Raw genomic sequence first — 15693 nt, 5'->3', positions numbered from 1 at the left:
CACTTAACTCCCTCTAACCAAGCGATGTTACGATCTGATTAGAGGGGGATTGGCGTAAAACTACGCGGTCTTGAACGGCACGGCTTATGTTGTCACCTAGTGTGATGACTTTGGACAATATAGCCTACCGATATCGTTTGAATATTAAGTAATTTAGGTATTTGGCTGCTGTAATAGCTCGTAGCTTGGTACAGTTAAGAAAGCCGGAAACTCGCTCGCCGTAGACAATTTATAGAAAAGATCTGCGGTCTCTTCAAATCGTCCGGCGTTAAAGCGTGCATCACCGACTTCGCGTTTTATTGTTTCAATTTCTTGGTACAGCCATGTGTGGAACAACTGATCGGTGAACGTTTGTCCGTCGTCAAGCTGCACACCATGGTGAATCCATTGCCAGATGCTGGCGCGAGAGATCTCTGCTGTTGCTGCATCTTCCATCAAGCCGTAAATAGGTACACAGCCGAAACCTTGAATCCATGCTTCAATGTAATAAAGCGCAATACGTATGTTCTTGCGTACGCCCGCCTCATCACGGATCCCTTGGCAAGGTTTCAACAATAACTCAGCGTTAATTTCGTGATTAGGACTTTGGTAGTCGAGCTGATTTATCTTTCCGTCAAGGTGAGAGTTAAATACCGTCATCGCAAGTTCAACTAGCGCTGGGTGCGCGACCCAAGTTCCATCGTGACCGTTTTGGGATTCACGCTGTTTGTCTTCAATCACTTTAGTTGTGACACGTTTCATTTCTTGTGGATCTTTGCTCGGAATAAAGGCTGACATTCCACCCATTGCCAAAGCGCCACGCTGATGGCAAGTACGTATCAGAAGTTGGCTATAAGCATTGAGGAACTCTTGGTCCATCCCGATACCGTGTCGGTCAGGTAAAATACGATCTTTATGGTTCTTCAGTGTCTTGATATAGCTAAATATGTAGTCCCAGCGTCCACAATTCATGGCTACGATATGGTCACGCATAACGAAAAGAATTTCATCCATTTGGAAAACTGCAGGTAAAGTCTCAATGAGAACTGTCGCTCTGATTGTGCCTTTTGGCGTGTTGAAATAGTCTTCTGTAAAAGAGAAAACATCATTCCACCATTGAGCTTCTTCCATCGATTCTAGCTTAGGAATGTAGTAGTAAACGCCTAAACCTTTTTGAGTTCGAGTTTGGTAGTTATGGAAAAAATAGAGCGCAAAATCCATCAAACAGCCGGCAATAGGTTGGCCATTAAACTCAATCGAACGCTCGGGTAGGTGGAGACCGCGTGGACGTGCGATTAAAAGCGATGGGTCATCATTTAGCGAATAAAGTTTATCTTTGGCTTCATCGTAATAGCTGATGGTACCTAGGTTTGCGTCGCGTAGATTAATTTGTCCATCGACCATGTTTTTCCACGTCGGTGAAGAGGCATCTTCAAAGCAGCACATAAATACCTTGGCGCCGGAATTGAGAGCATTGATCACCATTTTACGTTCTATTGGACCTGTAATTTCGACACGTCTATCAAGCAGTTCTGGTGGCGGTGGTGTTACTTGCCAACTTTTATCTTCGCGTATCGCGAGCGTATCTTCTCTAAAAGTTGGGAGTTCACCGTTATCAAAGCGTGCCTGTGTTGCTTCGCGTGTTTTAAGCAGTTGATTTCTACGATCACCAAACTGGTTAACGACCGCTTCCAAAAATGTTAGAGCCTCGTCGGAGAGTATTTGTTTATATTCTGGTGCATCCACATTCCCGCGTACTTGAATACATCCAGTTTTATTTCTTTCCTTAACGTTATCTAAGCTCATTGCTTGTCTCCTTTAAACAATAACATTCGATTTTGTATACAAATCTGTATTTTTATATGTACTTATATTGTAAATAGCGCAATTAAGCAAAGGTTAATTAACATCTGGTTATCATTTTTATTTCAAAGAAATTAATTTTACGTAAAGATATTCTATATAAAGTAATGATTGCTAAGGTTTTAGCATGATTGAAAGTTATGTTTGCCTAATATTAATGTTAAATAAATGTTGATTTTATGGTTGATAAAATCGAAATATAAGTCATAGTACACAAAAGAAAGATTGATTGTATACAATATGAACTGGAGGTTCGAATGGCAAGAATGAAAGCAATTGAAGCTGCGATTGAAGTACTTAAGCGTGAGGGAGTTGATATCGCATTTGGTGTTCCAGGGGCAGCTATCAACCCTATGTATGCAGCAATGAAAAAGATTGGCGGTATCGATCATGTGCTGGCGCGACATGTTGAGGGCGCATCTCATATGGCTGAGGGCTACACTCGAACTCATCAGGGTAACATTGGGGTATGTATAGGTACCTCAGGTCCTGCTGGAACAGATATGATCACCGGTCTTTATTCTGCATCAGCGGATTCAATCCCTATTTTGTGTATTACTGGTCAAGCGCCTCGAGCTCGCCTACATAAAGAAGACTTTCAGGCGGTTGATATCGAATCAATTGCGAAACCTGTTGCGAAATGGGCAACGACGGTACTAGAACCGGCTCAGGTACCACGCGCATTTCAAAAAGCATTCCATCTTATGCGTTCAGGTCGTCCTGGGCCTGTATTAATCGATTTACCCATTGATGTTCAATTAGCTGAAATTGAATTTGATATTGATACGTATCAGCCTCTAGAAGCCTATAAACCTCAAGCTACACGTGAGCAAGTCGAAAAAGCGATGGCGATGATGGCTGAATCAACTCATCCGCTGATCGTTTCTGGTGGTGGCGTGATCAATGCTGGTGCTTCTGAGCTACTACAGCAGTTTGCAGAAATTACGGGTGTACCCGTAATTCCAACTTTGATGGGGTGGGGAAGTATACCCGATGACCATGAACTGATGGCAGGTATGGTTGGCTTACAAACCGCACATCGTTATGGCAATGAAACCATGATGAATTCCGATTTTGTGTTTGGTGTAGGTAACCGCTGGGCTAATCGACATACGGGTTCGTTGGAGGTTTACACAGAGGGCAAAAAGTTTGTTCATGTTGATATCGAGCCGACGCAAATTGGCCGTGTATTTTGTCCAGACCTTGGTATCGTTTCTGACGCCAAAGCAGCGTTAGAGTTGATGGTTGAAGTCGCACTTGAGTGGCGAGATGCGGGCAAATTACCAAGCCGTGAGCATTGGGTAAACGAATGCCAACACCGTAAAGCAACCATGTTACGTAAAACGCATTTCGAAGAAGCGCCAATGAAACCGATGCGTGTTTATGAAGAGATGAATAAAGCATTTGGTCGCGACACTTGTTATGTCAGCACTATCGGGCTTTCCCAGATTGCGGCAGCGCAGTTCCTACATGTGTATAAACCTCGTCATTGGATCAACTGTGGTCAAGCTGGCCCACTAGGATGGACGACTCCTGCGGCTCTTGGCGTACGTGCAGCGAATCCGGATCGTAACATTGTCGCTATTTCTGGCGACTACGATTTCCAATTTATGATTGAAGAACTTGCCGTTGGCGCTCAATTTAATCTGCCTTATATCCATGTCTTGGTTAATAACTCTTATCTTGGTTTGATTCGCCAAGCTCAACGTCAATTTGATATCGACTACTGCGTGCAATTGGCGTTCGACAATCAAAATGCCCCGGAACTTGAGGGATATGGCGTTGATCACGTCGCAGTCGTTGAAGGTTTAGGTTGTAAAGCGATTCGAGTTCGTGAGCCTGAGCAAATAGGCGCAGCGTTCGAGCAAGCAAAAGAATTGATGAATAAGCACAAAGTACCAGTGGTCGTGGAATTGATCCTAGAACGAGTGACGAACATTTCAATGGGGGTTGAGATTAACGCTATTAATGAATTCGAACCCTTGGCTGAAAGCAGTGCTGATGCTCCGACGGCGCTTGCTTATAAATAGCTCAACCGAACACTCTTATAAAGATAGCGGCTCTTACACATTGAGCCGATATCGAAATTTTTGAAATTAACTAGTGAGTGATTGCTGTGAGTTTATAAGGCAATCACAAACCAAATATAAGGATATATTCATGGCTAAATTTGCAGCGAATTTGTCAATGTTGTTTACCGAGGTCGATTTTATCGACCGCTTTGAAGCCGCGGGAGAAGCGGGTTTTCAAGGTGTTGAATACCTATTCCCATACGCATTTGATGCTAATGAAATCAAAGCAAAATTACAGGCGAATGATCTGGAGCAGGTATTGTTCAATTTACCAGCCGGTGATTGGGAAGCGGGTGATCGAGGTATTGCCGTTGACCCATCACGCGTTGCAGAGTTTCAATCAGGCGTATTAATCGCCATTGAATACGCTAAGGTTTTGGGCTGTAACCAATTGAACTGTTTAGCAGGTATTGTTCCTACAGGTGTCACGGCAACAGAAGCATATTCTACATTTGTTCTGAACCTAAAGTATGCAGCGAACGCATTAGCGGCAGAGGGAATTTCCCTTGTTATTGAAGCAATCAATACGCGAGATATTCCCGGCTTTTTCTTAAATACTACAGAGCAGGCAAAACGCGTTATCCAAGATGTTGGCAGCGACAACCTATCTATCCAATACGATATCTATCACATGCAAATCATGGAAGGGGATTTGGCGCTAACAATGCAAAGCAACATCGCGCAAATTGCTCACGTGCAACTTGCGGATAATCCTGGCCGTCATGAACCGGGTACAGGCGAAATCAATTACCCATTTGTCCTTAAATACCTAGATGACATTGGTTATCAAGGATGGGTTGGGTGCGAATACAAACCACAAACAACAACGTTAGATGGCCTTGGCTGGCTTAAGCAATATCGTTAATCACAACGGGCAGTTAATCAAAAGTTAAGGAGAACAAAATGGCTAAAATTGCATTTATTGGTACGGGCATCATGGGTAAGCCGATGGCTAAAAACTTACAAAAAGCTGGGCATGCTCTCATTTTATCAGACCACTTTAACCCAGCACCTGCGGATTTAGTTGCTGAGGGTGCGACAGTTTGTCATTCCCCTGAAGAGGCGACAAAACTGGCAGATGTTGTGATTATTATGGTGCCAAATACACCACAAGTAGAAGAGGTTCTATTTGGTGACTCAGGCGTAGAAAGAGGTCTTATTAGTGGCGGTAGTAATGGCAAGTTAGTGATTGATATGAGTTCAATTTCGCCAATTGCGACTAAAGCCATTGCAGCACGTATCAATGAAAGTGGCGCATCGTATCTTGATGCCCCTGTATCAGGTGGTGAGGTTGGGGCAATTAACGCAGCATTAACCATCATGGTCGGCGGGGAACAAAATGCGTTCGATAAAGCTCGACCACTGTTCGAAGCGATGGGTAAAAACATCACTTTAGTGGGCGAAAATGGGGCAGGGCAAACGTGTAAAGTGGCTAACCAAATTATCGTGGCATTAAATATTGAAGCGGTATCTGAAGCATTAGTTTTTGCTGCAAAAGCGGGCGCTGACCCTGCGCGTGTTCGTCAAGCTCTGATGGGTGGTTTTGCTAATTCGAAAATATTAGAAGTACATGGCGAACGCATGATTGAAGGTACTTTTGATCCGGGCTTTAGAATTGCACTGCATCAAAAGGACTTGTCACTGGCATTAACGGGAGCACAAGAGCTGGGAGTTTCTTTACCGAACACAGCTAACGCGCAAGAGTTGTTTGAAGAATGTGCTGCAATGGGTGGCGATGGGTGGGATCACTCAGCTCTAATTAAGGCCATTGAAAAACGCTCGGACTTTTCGATTCGTTAAACGATGAGAATGGAGATACATGGCATTCAATCCAGAGTGGATGAGGTGTATCTCCGGATAATTGAGCATCCTTGTATGCTTGTAATTCATACATTTCTATTCAGTTTGTAACTAAATCGCGCTGTTTCGTCTCCTTTTCGTGCGCGTTCCCAATATAGGGTTGGAAGTTATAGTTGTTCCTTTCCAACTTGTTTTAGCAGGCGCTTCTTAGCCTTATATTGGGATTCTTTTTATTCTATCTGTCAACTAAGGAGTAGCTGATGGACTTTGATGCTAAACAGTTTTTACACACCCTTTTCTCTACCGCTGTTAATGAAGCACTACCTAAAAATCATATTGAACCATTTCTATCTAAAGATGTTTATTCCCGTTCAGCCAACTTAGGTGGACGAACTGTCGTGATCGGGGCAGGGAAAGCAGCAGCATCAATGGCCGCAGAACTCGAATCTGTTTGGCAAAAAAATACAGAACAAGATCTTGCAATGGGAGAGCTTGAAGGGGTTGTCGTGACTCGTTACGGACATACACAGGCGTGTCAGTTTATTCAAGTCATTGAGGCCGCACATCCCGTTCCAGATGAAATGGGTTTAGAAGTGGGGCAACAAATTTTAGATATGGTCACTGGACTCACTGAAGATGATACAGTGATTTGTCTTTTGTCAGGAGGCGGTTCGGCGTTGCTGAGCTTACCCGGTGGCGATATCAGCTTAAAAGAGAAACAAGCGATTAATAAAGCATTGCTCAAATCAGGAGCTGCAATTGATGAGATGAACTGTGTTCGCAAACATCTTTCTGCGATTAAAGGCGGTCGACTCGCGCAAGCTGCGTTTCCAGCTCAAGTGATTTCACTGGCAATTTCTGATGTACCTGGCGATGACATTAGCGTCATTGCTTCTGGGCCGACTGTGGCAGATAAAACCACGCGCTTTGACGCTCTGTCGATTCTAAAACGCTACGAAATTGACTTACCAAACTCAGCTTTTGAGTGGCTAAATCGTGAAGAATCAGAGACAGTAAAAGCCGATGCTCCATGTTGGGTGCGCAGTAGTGCAAAGATCATTGCTACGCCGCAATCTGCGTTGGAAGCTGCTGCGGCGCAATCAGAGAAGTTAGGGGTTTCAGCTTATATATTGAGTGATTGTATCGAGGGTGAGGCGAGGGATGTCGCTAAAGTTCATGCGGCCTTAGCGAAACAAATTGCGGACAAAGGCCAGCCGTTTAAGAAACCCTGTGTTCTATTGTCAGGCGGTGAAACAACAGTGACGGTAAAAGGGCATGGACGAGGTGGTCGTAACTGTGAGTTTCTATTGAGTTTGTACAACGAACTCAAAGGACATCCTGAGATTTATGCATTAGCGGCTGATACCGATGGTATTGATGGCGTCGAAGATAACGCCGGGGCATGGATTACACCGAAATCTTGGCATGACGCCAATCAGCTTCGTTTGAAAGCAAGTGATTTTCTTGATAATAATAATAGCTATGCGTTTTTCCAACAGACAAAAACCTTACTCACGACTGGGCCAACGTTGACTAACGTGAACGACTTTCGAGCTATTTTGATTTTGTAGTTCAGTTTAGGCCAACATCAGCATCGCATATATGCGAGCACAATATACGGTCACTTGCTAATGCTGGTGACCGTTTTGTTTTAAGTAAGACCAAATTAAATACGACGGCTGTAATCTTAAACAGTGTCGCAAGCTCAAATATCGTTACCTTTATATACTGGACATATCAGAGTTGTTGATTAGTATGAGGGGTGCATAAGTAGTAAAGGATTCTCTATGTCTCGGATAAGACAAAAAAATCAAGACTTGATCATTGAGGTCGCGAGTAAGCAGTTCGCTACCCATGGCTATGCAGCAACAAAGATGATTGATATCGCAGCCGCAGCCGACATTCCCAAAGCGAACGTGTTTTACTATTTTAGCTCAAAAGATAAATTGTATAACGCCGTGTTAGAAACCGTTGTTCAACCCTTACTTGAAGCCTCTAAACCTATAGAGGAACTCAGTGACCCGGTTGAAGCACTTTCACAATATATTCAAACGAAACTGATGATTTCACGAGATCATCCTAATGCCTCTAAAGTGTTTGCCAATGAGGTCATGTCAGGGGCAAATGAACTGCCTGAGCCGATTGCTAAAGAGTTGTATAAACAATCGCAAATGATCATGGAGAAATTTGCCAAATGGTCTGAGCTGGGTTTGATGGATGATGTACCTCCTCACCATTTAATGTTTACCATCTGGGCTGCCACACAGACTTATGCTGATTTTAGCTGGCAGATCTGCGGCGTAATGAAAAAGAAAACCTTAGACGACGGCGATTATGCTGAAGCAGCTAGTTTCATTACTCAGCTTGTGATCAAAGGGTGTGGCGTAAAGGTGTGAGTTAAAGACTTTTATTGAAAGGTCAGATAGAAGGCGGGATAAAAAGAAAAGGCTCATCCATCATGTATGAGCCTTTTTAGCACTTAACGTATTTTAGGACGAAATACAGCTTTTAACTACCGTCTAGAGCTGTGGTTATTTTTTGCTGTCCAGTTACAAAGCGGGGTTGTCTAAATTTAACTTAGGCTTAACCCATGAAGACTAATTTTGCGACAAATATGACGGTTAAAATGTACATCGAAATGGATACATCTTTAGTTTTGCCCGTCGCAACTTTTAATACAGTGTAAGTAATAAAACCAAGAGCGATACCATTAGCAATCGAAAAAGTTAGAGGCATCATTAACGCTGTGATTGCCGCAGGTGCTCCATTAGTAAAGTCTTTCCAGTCAATATGTTGCATGCTGCTCATCATCACAAATGCAACGTAAATTAGAGCGCCAGAAGTTGCATAGGCTGGGATCATTCCTGCTAAAGGTGAGAGAAAAATGGCGGCGATGAATAATAGACCCACGACAATAGCGGATAAGCCCGTTCTTGCACCTGCTGAAACCCCCGCAGCACTTTCAACATAACTGGTTACAGGAGGACAACCAACACAAGCACCAGCAACACTTGAGATACTATCGGCTTTTAATGCCTTGCTAAGCCCCTCAATTTTTCCTGTCTTTTTGTCAATCAAGTGGGCACGTTCTGCAACGCCCATCAAAGTACCGGCAGTATCGAACATGTTCACAAACAAGAACGCTAGGATGACACTGATCATCGATATGTTAAGAGCACCAGCAATGTCCATAGCCATAAATGTTGGAGCAAGGCTTGGTGGAGCACTAAAGAAACCATTGTACTCAACAATCCCTAAACCCATACCAATCATGGTGACGCTTAAAATCCCAATTAATACTGCGCCAAATACTTTACGTTCGCTGAGTACGGCAATAATAAGGAAAGCAATAGCGGCTAAGATTGCATCTGGTTTGGTAAAATCACCCAGGGAAACAAGAGTTGCTGGATTTTCAACAACAATACCTGCGGTTTTAAGACCGATCAGTCCAAGAAACAGACCGACACCGGCGGTCATCGAATAGCGTAGACTTTCAGGAATACTTTCAATAATCCATTGTCGAATCTTATAAAAACTCATCCCAACAAATAGAATACCTGAGATGAATACCGCACCCAGTGCCACTTCCCAGCTGTAGCCCATTTCACTAACAACGGTGAATGAGAAGAACGCGTTCAGACCCATTCCCGGAGCGAGACCCACTGGCCAGTTAGCGAACAAACCCATCAAAATACAACCAATTGCTGCGCCGACACAGGTCGCGACAAAAACCGCGCCCATATCCATCCCTGATGCTGCCATGATCTGAGGATTGACGAAAATTATATACGCCATAGTTGCAAATGTTGTGATGCCCCCAATGAGCTCATTTTTAACATTGCTGCCGTGTTGCTTTAGTTTAAAGAGACGTTCTAGGATTCCATCATTGGCATCTTGGTTGAGTATCTCAGTTTTACTCTCACTCATTTCTGCAATTCCTTTTATGTTGTGTCCTTTGATTGAATACAACTCAATTTCAATTTGGTGATTTGAACGGGTTACACCGGTAATGGTTAATGTGACTTATTTTGTTAGCCTAACTTAACTGCCTCTATACGTTGAAAAACTGTAAGGGGAGACAAGTAGAGGAACATGGTAGTGAGCATCCTCTTCGTTTAAACCAAAACGAATAACGACATCATCAAGGAAAGGGACGTTGTCTAATGTCACTCCTTTGGTTTTGAAGTAATCTGCAACATGAAATACAAGCTGATATTTTCCAGCTTTGAAGTTGTTTCCTGCTAAAACAGGAGCATCAGTTCTTCCATCGGAGTTGGTATACACAGTAGAGATTTTTTTTACAGAGTCTTCCGTTACTTCGAACAGTTCTACTTTGATCTCTGCTCCCGGGAATCCATGCATTGTATCCAATACGTGAGTGGTCAATCTGCCCATAATCATATTAACGCTTATGCGTTCCTCGTTTTAGTGGCTGTATCGCTCTTTTATGACGGTTAGCCGTGTCTGTTGAAACTAACTATGAACGAAATGTACACAATTAGTAAAGTCCAATGTTGCACTTTTGTTAACCTTATGGCTGATTTTTCCAAATAATTAATCTGTGACATCGATCGTTTAAACCGTTTGTAAAATCTTAAAGTATTGTTTTTATATATCTTTTATTGATTAATTTAATTTAAATAACAAAATCTTTACATTAAGATAAATTATTGTATACAATGAATTCAACAAGGCTAAGTTGATGCGGTAATTAGCGAGTAAGATATTTAGGAGTACTTTGTGGAAAAGGATTATTCAAGAAACTTAGTCGGTTATGGGGCCACGCCTCCAAACCCTAAATGGCCGGGAAACGCTAGGATTGCGGTTTCTTTTGTGCTGAATTATGAAGAGGGTGGTGAGCGTTGTGTCCTGCATGGAGATAGCGAGTCTGAAGCATTTCTTTCAGAAATCCCATCGGCTCAGCCATTACATGGGGAACGCCATATTAGTATGGAGTCTATTTATGAATATGGCAGTCGTGCGGGTGTTTGGCGAGTACTGCGTCTATTTGATGAGTATGAAATACCTTTAACGATATTTGCGGTAGCGATGGCGATTGAACGTCACCCTGATGTTGCGCATGCGATGGTTGAAGCTGGTCACGAAATCTGTAGTCATGGCTATCGTTGGATTGATTATCAATACATGGATGAGTCTGAAGAACGTGACCATATGATCAAAGCGATAGAGATCATTGAGCAAATCACTGGTAAAAGACCTTTAGGTTGGTATACAGGAAGAACAGGTCCCAATACTCGCCGCTTAGTCGCGGAAGAGGGTGGATTTCTCTATGACTCAGATGCTTATGATGATGACTTACCATATTGGCATACCGAGACTGGGCGTCCACAGTTGGTGATTCCTTATACTCTTGATGTGAATGATATGCGATTTTCTACCGTACAAGGGTTTAACTCAGGGGAGCAGTTTTTCCAATATCTAAAAGATACGTTTGATACCCTGTATTTAGAGGGGAAAGACGCCCCGAAAATGATGTCGGTTGGCCTACATTGTCGTTTAATTGGACGTCCGGGACGAATTGCGGCGCTGAAGCGCTTTCTGGAATATGTGCAGCAACACGACCAAGTTTGGCTTTGCCGTCGTGTCGATATTGCAAATCACTGGCATCAACATCATCCATATCAACAGAGTGTTTCAAAAAGCAGTAATTGAAACGATAAACCATTAATCAGTTTGTAACGATGTGAGTCTATCTCACGACGTTTCATACAAACGCCATCACATACTGTGCGTTTTTGTCATTCAATAAATAAGGAGATTTAGTGTGGCGGAATTTAGATCATGTCAACCGACAACCATGGATAGAGCAGCATTTGTGAATCATTTTGCCGATGTTTATGAGCATAGTCCATGGGTGGCTGAGGCTGTTTTTGACAAAGGCTTAGATGCAGAAGATGACCATATTGAAAATCTTCACTTAAAAATGGCATCAACTTTGATTGAAGCGAATCAAGCAATGCAGTTGGCATTGATCAATGCTCACCCGGATTTAGCGGGTAAGGCTGCCGTTAATGGTGAATTAACGGAATCGTCGAATAAAGAGCAATCAGGCGCTGGCATTGACCAGTGTAACAACGAGGAATTTGAAAAATTTACGTCTTATAACAATAGCTACAAAAGTCGCTTCAACTTCCCTTTCATCATGGCGGTAAAAGGGTCCAATCGTTACCAAATTCTTGAGTCGTTCGAGATGCGATTAGGAAATGATAGTGAAACTGAGTTTGCTACGGCGATACAAGAGATCAATAAGATCGCCTTGTTCCGTCTCCGTGATATGTAAGTCGCCAAAGAAGACAACTATCAACGGAATAGGCTTAACGCGATGAGCATGTTTTTACAGCGCTGAACGTTGAGTTCTCATTTTATTATTAATCGATCAAATGGCGGTAAAAAGGCGTGGTTATTTACGCTGAACAAAGATTTGAAAGGCCGACCATTAATCGACATTCATATATCGGAAGACGAAAGGAAGTGAGATGAATAAGGGGATGCAAACGCTGAAAATAGAACTGTTAACTAAGCAAGGTTTTGCTGAGTTTGGTGATGTGATTGAAGTAGAAAATAGCGAATACTTTATGATCAATAATGGTTCTACACGACGTTACCATAAATTGGCCAAGGCCGATGTGGAAGAGCAAAATGGCCATGCCATTATCAGCATCTTTCAGGCGATGCCGTTAGAGTATCCTTTGACGATAAAGATGTTAGAAAGACATCCTTTAGGCTCTCAAGCTTTCATCCCACTACTTAGTCAACCGTATCTAATTGTAGTTGCTCCCAAAGGAGACGACCCACAGTTGAATCAATGCCGAGCTTTTTACAGTAATGGCAGGCAAGGGGTGAATTATCACAAAGGTGTGTGGCACCACCCTGTTTTAGCACTAACAGAGCAAGACCAGTTCTTGATTGTCGACCGAGCTGGCGAGGGACACAACTGTGATGAAGTGCATTTTGATATCGATTTAGTGAGTTTGTCTCTCGATGATTTGCCTAGCCTCTCACAAGGTGACAGCAAGAGATCAAATGAGGGCATGAAGGATAACACGTCACTCGCCCAAGCGTAGTGATCGGTACAGGAGTTTATGATGGATCCACATATGACAGAGTGGCTGAACTTGGCGATACGCTGGGCTCACATGATTGTAGGTATTGCTTGGATAGGCGCCTCTTTTTATTTCGTTTGGTTGGAGAACAACCTAAATCGAGTTAACCCAAAGACCGGCTTAGCTGGTGACTTATGGGCTATTCATGGTGGCGGTATATATCACTTAGAAAAATACAAATTGGCCCCGCCAGAAATGCCAGAACATTTGCATTGGTTCAAATGGGAAGCTTATTTTACTTGGATCACCGGTGTTTGTTTATTGGCGGTGGTCTATTACTTAAATGCGGAAATTTACCTCATTGCACCAGATTCGGGGATAGACGCAACAACCGCGATTATTATTGGCATTAGTTCCTTGGTTGCGGGTTGGTTTATCTATGATTTGCTATGTGAATCTCCACTTGGTAAAAGCCCAATGCTCCTTGGCTTGGTGTTGTTTATCGCATTAGTCGCAGCGACATATGGACTGTCACAAGTGTTTAGTGGTCGTGGTGCTTATATTCATGTTGGTGCGATTATCGGAACCATCATGGTGGGTAACGTATTTCGTGTGATTATGCCGGCGCAACGTAACCTTGTAAAAGCGATAGAAGAACAGCGTGAACCGGATCCTGCCTTACCTGCGAAAGGTTTACTGCGCTCTCGTCATAATAACTATCTCACGCTACCTGTGCTGTTTATTATGATCAGTAACCACTTTCCAAGCACCTATGGTTCAGAATATAACTGGGCAATTTTAGCGGGTTTAGCGGTATTTAGTATTTTAGTTCGCCATTACTTTAACACCCGTCATGGTAGCCAGAAATACGCATGGACAATGCCTGTCGCCGCACTTGGTATGATTACATTGGCGTTTGTTTCTTCACCGTATGCAAAAAATGCGACCCCAGCGCCAGTAACACCTGTCGTCAGCGCATCCTCTACAACAAATGCGACGACAACAAACGTAACGACGCAAGTTAGTGCTAAGACGGATAACGCGAATACGGCAACGGCGTCCGAAGCCTCAACATCGTCAACAACAGAAAGTGTTGCGATGGCGAATGAAAATCATAGTGACGTTGTCTCGTTTGAAAGCGTCAATCAAATCATTCAAGAGCGTTGTACAGTATGTCACTCAGTTGCGCCAACTCATGCGGCATTCTCAGCAGCACCAGCCGGTGTGGCTTTAGATACAGCGGACGAGATTAAACTGAATGTGCCTAGAATTATGGCTCAATCAGTGCAAACTAGAGTGATGCCGTTAGGCAATATGACCAAAATGACAGACGATGAACGAACCTTGATCGGGACGTGGGTCGAGCAAGGAGCAATGATACAGTAATCGCAACCTTGCCTATATGAAAACGCCTCTGGTTCTAAACCCGAGGCGTTTTTGTTTTTAGAATTGAGAGTTTTGGCTAAGTATTTTTGACTGTATACCAAAACTCATAAGTCTTTGAACATTCTCGATGACTAAAATTATTGAGAATGTTGTTATGCATTTTCGGTAGGAAGCAGTGTAAATAGAATAGCTAGTTGGTAGCAATTCGTGCTTGATTCACACTTATTTTTCTATCGTAAGTTATGACTATATACTTATAGAATTGGTATTATTTAAATACTAATCGTAACACCTATAGTGGCGTTATAATCAAGTAGTCTCTAGATACTTAGTTACATGTAATTGGTTTGGTTGGCTGGTAAGGTTATGATTTTAATAGAAATTATTTTAAAATAAAAGTTGTAACATGGTATGCGGACTCAATAATTCGTTCTTAGGGAGTCCAAACGTACTTGTTACTGATTATAGTTACTTCGTTAGAGATTGTATTCACCTAACGTAATCTCCGAACAAGGAGAGTGAATCAAAGGTTTAAACATCATCATGAACTGACGAAGTTTAGGACAGGCAGGTTTACACCAATTCGGATTTTCGTAATGATTTCTTTATATCTCTAACCACGTCAGAACACGTGCACAAAAAACATATTTTCGTGCGCATTTTCTTCTTTTAAGGTTAGGGTTAAAAAAATAGAATACCGATGGATTTTTTATGAAAGATAGCATGGAAAACATACTAGAAGTATTCACAAGAACGCAACTTAATGGTTCTGATGGTATAAAATCATTGATCAGTTGGTGTTATGCATACATCTCAAATATTGATGGTGTAATTGATTTGGCGAGTATTGTAGACGATAAAGAAACGGTATTGATGTTGCACGTAACGTCTCCTATATCGGTGACACAGGGTAATGATTACTTATCGTTAGGTGCTGGAGTTTATGTTGTTGGTCGGGATGTAATCTCTACCGTGAATATTAACTTTAATAAAGACACTCAGTTTTTATTTGTTGATTTAAATATGTTTAATGATTTTTGTGTCGTACCACATCCATTGGGGATACATCTAGCAAACTATCAAGGTTTTTTGGACTATATATTTAATAGGTTGCGTGACGATATAATTAATGAAAATGAAATTTTCGGTATAATAAACTTGTCATTAGTTCCAGCTAAAGTTATTAAGAATGAAGATTATCAACGTATAGTAAAAAGTATAGAGTTAAATTTTACAAACCCTAATTTTTCACTAGATGACGTGGCTGAATCTGTATATATGTCAAAAAGAAAAGTTCAAAAAGTACTCAGTCAATCAGGCGTTACTTTCATGAAAATTCTTGGACGATTTAGATACAAGCAATTGATTTACCTAATACATACATCTAGCAAAGTTTGTTATGCAGATGAATATATTAGGAACGCTGGCTTCCCAAATTATCATGCTGGAAATGAATACTTTAAAAAAGTACATCATATAACAGTGAAGAAATATATAGATAAGCAAAGAAGTTAATTGTTTAAATTGAC

At 42.1% G+C, this 15693-nt stretch carries 12 protein-coding genes and 2 pseudogenes; 11 read left to right on the top strand and 3 right to left on the bottom strand.

What is annotated here, in order from left to right; all coding sequences use genetic code 11:
- Positions 1-153: 153 nt before the first annotated feature.
- On the bottom strand, positions 154-1785 hold the full coding sequence (gene aceB, locus DZ860_RS02590) for a malate synthase A (protein ID WP_120029338.1): 1632 nt from the start codon (positions 1783-1785) through the stop codon (positions 154-156).
- Positions 1786-2099: 314 nt separating this feature from the next.
- On the opposite strand from aceB, the gene gcl reads away from it, so the two are divergent.
- The 5 genes from gcl to DZ860_RS02565 all read left to right on the top strand — a co-directional run bounded on the left by gcl (position 2100) and on the right by DZ860_RS02565 (position 8110).
- Positions 2100-3872 carry a glyoxylate carboligase gene (gene gcl / locus DZ860_RS02585; RefSeq protein WP_120029337.1) on the top strand — a complete coding sequence of 591 codons (1773 nt, stop codon included), beginning with the start codon at positions 2100-2102 and terminating at the stop codon, positions 3870-3872.
- A gap of 130 nt (positions 3873-4002) precedes the next feature.
- Positions 4003-4779, top strand: coding sequence for a hydroxypyruvate isomerase (hyi, locus tag DZ860_RS02580; protein ID WP_120029336.1), 777 nt, complete (start codon positions 4003-4005; stop codon positions 4777-4779).
- A 38-nt stretch (positions 4780-4817) separates the two neighbouring features.
- Entirely contained in the window at positions 4818-5714 is an 897-nt protein-coding gene (locus DZ860_RS02575) for a 2-hydroxy-3-oxopropionate reductase (RefSeq protein WP_120029335.1), read from the top strand.
- A 260-nt stretch (positions 5715-5974) separates the two neighbouring features.
- Positions 5975-7285 (top strand): glycerate kinase type-2 family protein, encoded by a 1311-nt coding sequence (locus DZ860_RS02570; protein ID WP_120029334.1) that lies wholly within the window; start codon positions 5975-5977, stop codon positions 7283-7285.
- A 216-nt stretch (positions 7286-7501) separates the two neighbouring features.
- A complete protein-coding gene (locus DZ860_RS02565) occupies positions 7502-8110 on the top strand; it encodes a TetR/AcrR family transcriptional regulator (RefSeq protein ID WP_120029333.1) in 609 nt (202 codons plus the stop codon).
- Positions 8111-8297: 187 nt separating this feature from the next.
- Here DZ860_RS02565 and DZ860_RS02560 read toward each other — a convergent pair whose 3' ends face one another.
- Both DZ860_RS02560 and uraH read right to left on the bottom strand, forming a co-directional pair.
- Entirely contained in the window at positions 8298-9641 is a 1344-nt protein-coding gene (locus DZ860_RS02560) for an NCS2 family permease (protein WP_120029332.1), read from the bottom strand.
- A gap of 114 nt (positions 9642-9755) precedes the next feature.
- Positions 9756-10109 (bottom strand): hydroxyisourate hydrolase, encoded by a 354-nt coding sequence (gene uraH, locus DZ860_RS02555; RefSeq protein ID WP_120029544.1) that lies wholly within the window; start codon positions 10107-10109, stop codon positions 9756-9758.
- A gap of 345 nt (positions 10110-10454) precedes the next feature.
- On the opposite strand from uraH, the gene puuE reads away from it, so the two are divergent.
- From puuE to DZ860_RS02530, 6 genes and pseudogenes are all read left to right on the top strand, one after another.
- Positions 10455-11387 carry an allantoinase PuuE gene (gene puuE / locus DZ860_RS02550; RefSeq protein WP_120029331.1) on the top strand — a complete coding sequence of 311 codons (933 nt, stop codon included), beginning with the start codon at positions 10455-10457 and terminating at the stop codon, positions 11385-11387.
- A 112-nt stretch (positions 11388-11499) separates the two neighbouring features.
- Positions 11500-12015 (top strand): 2-oxo-4-hydroxy-4-carboxy-5-ureidoimidazoline decarboxylase, encoded by a 516-nt coding sequence (gene uraD / locus DZ860_RS02545; RefSeq protein WP_120029330.1) that lies wholly within the window; start codon positions 11500-11502, stop codon positions 12013-12015.
- 196 nt (positions 12016-12211) lie between these two features.
- On the top strand, positions 12212-12799 hold the full coding sequence (locus DZ860_RS02540; protein ID WP_120029329.1) for an ureidoglycolate lyase: 588 nt from the start codon (positions 12212-12214) through the stop codon (positions 12797-12799).
- Positions 12800-12820: 21 nt separating this feature from the next.
- Positions 12821-13757: pseudogene (locus DZ860_RS02535) on the top strand (urate hydroxylase PuuD); the annotation flags it as partial.
- 62 nt (positions 13758-13819) lie between these two features.
- Positions 13820-14164: pseudogene (locus tag DZ860_RS24940) on the top strand (urate hydroxylase PuuD); the annotation flags it as partial.
- Positions 14165-14875: 711 nt separating this feature from the next.
- A complete protein-coding gene (locus DZ860_RS02530) occupies positions 14876-15679 on the top strand; it encodes a helix-turn-helix domain-containing protein (protein ID WP_120029327.1) in 804 nt (267 codons plus the stop codon).
- Positions 15680-15693: the final 14 nt, after the last annotated feature.

It is taken from the genome of Vibrio sinensis (assembly GCF_003605645.1).
Classification (GTDB): domain Bacteria; phylum Pseudomonadota; class Gammaproteobacteria; order Enterobacterales; family Vibrionaceae; genus Vibrio; species Vibrio sinensis.
The sequence above is the reverse complement of the archived record's forward strand: the minus strand, read 5'-3'. Positions and strand labels throughout refer to the sequence as shown.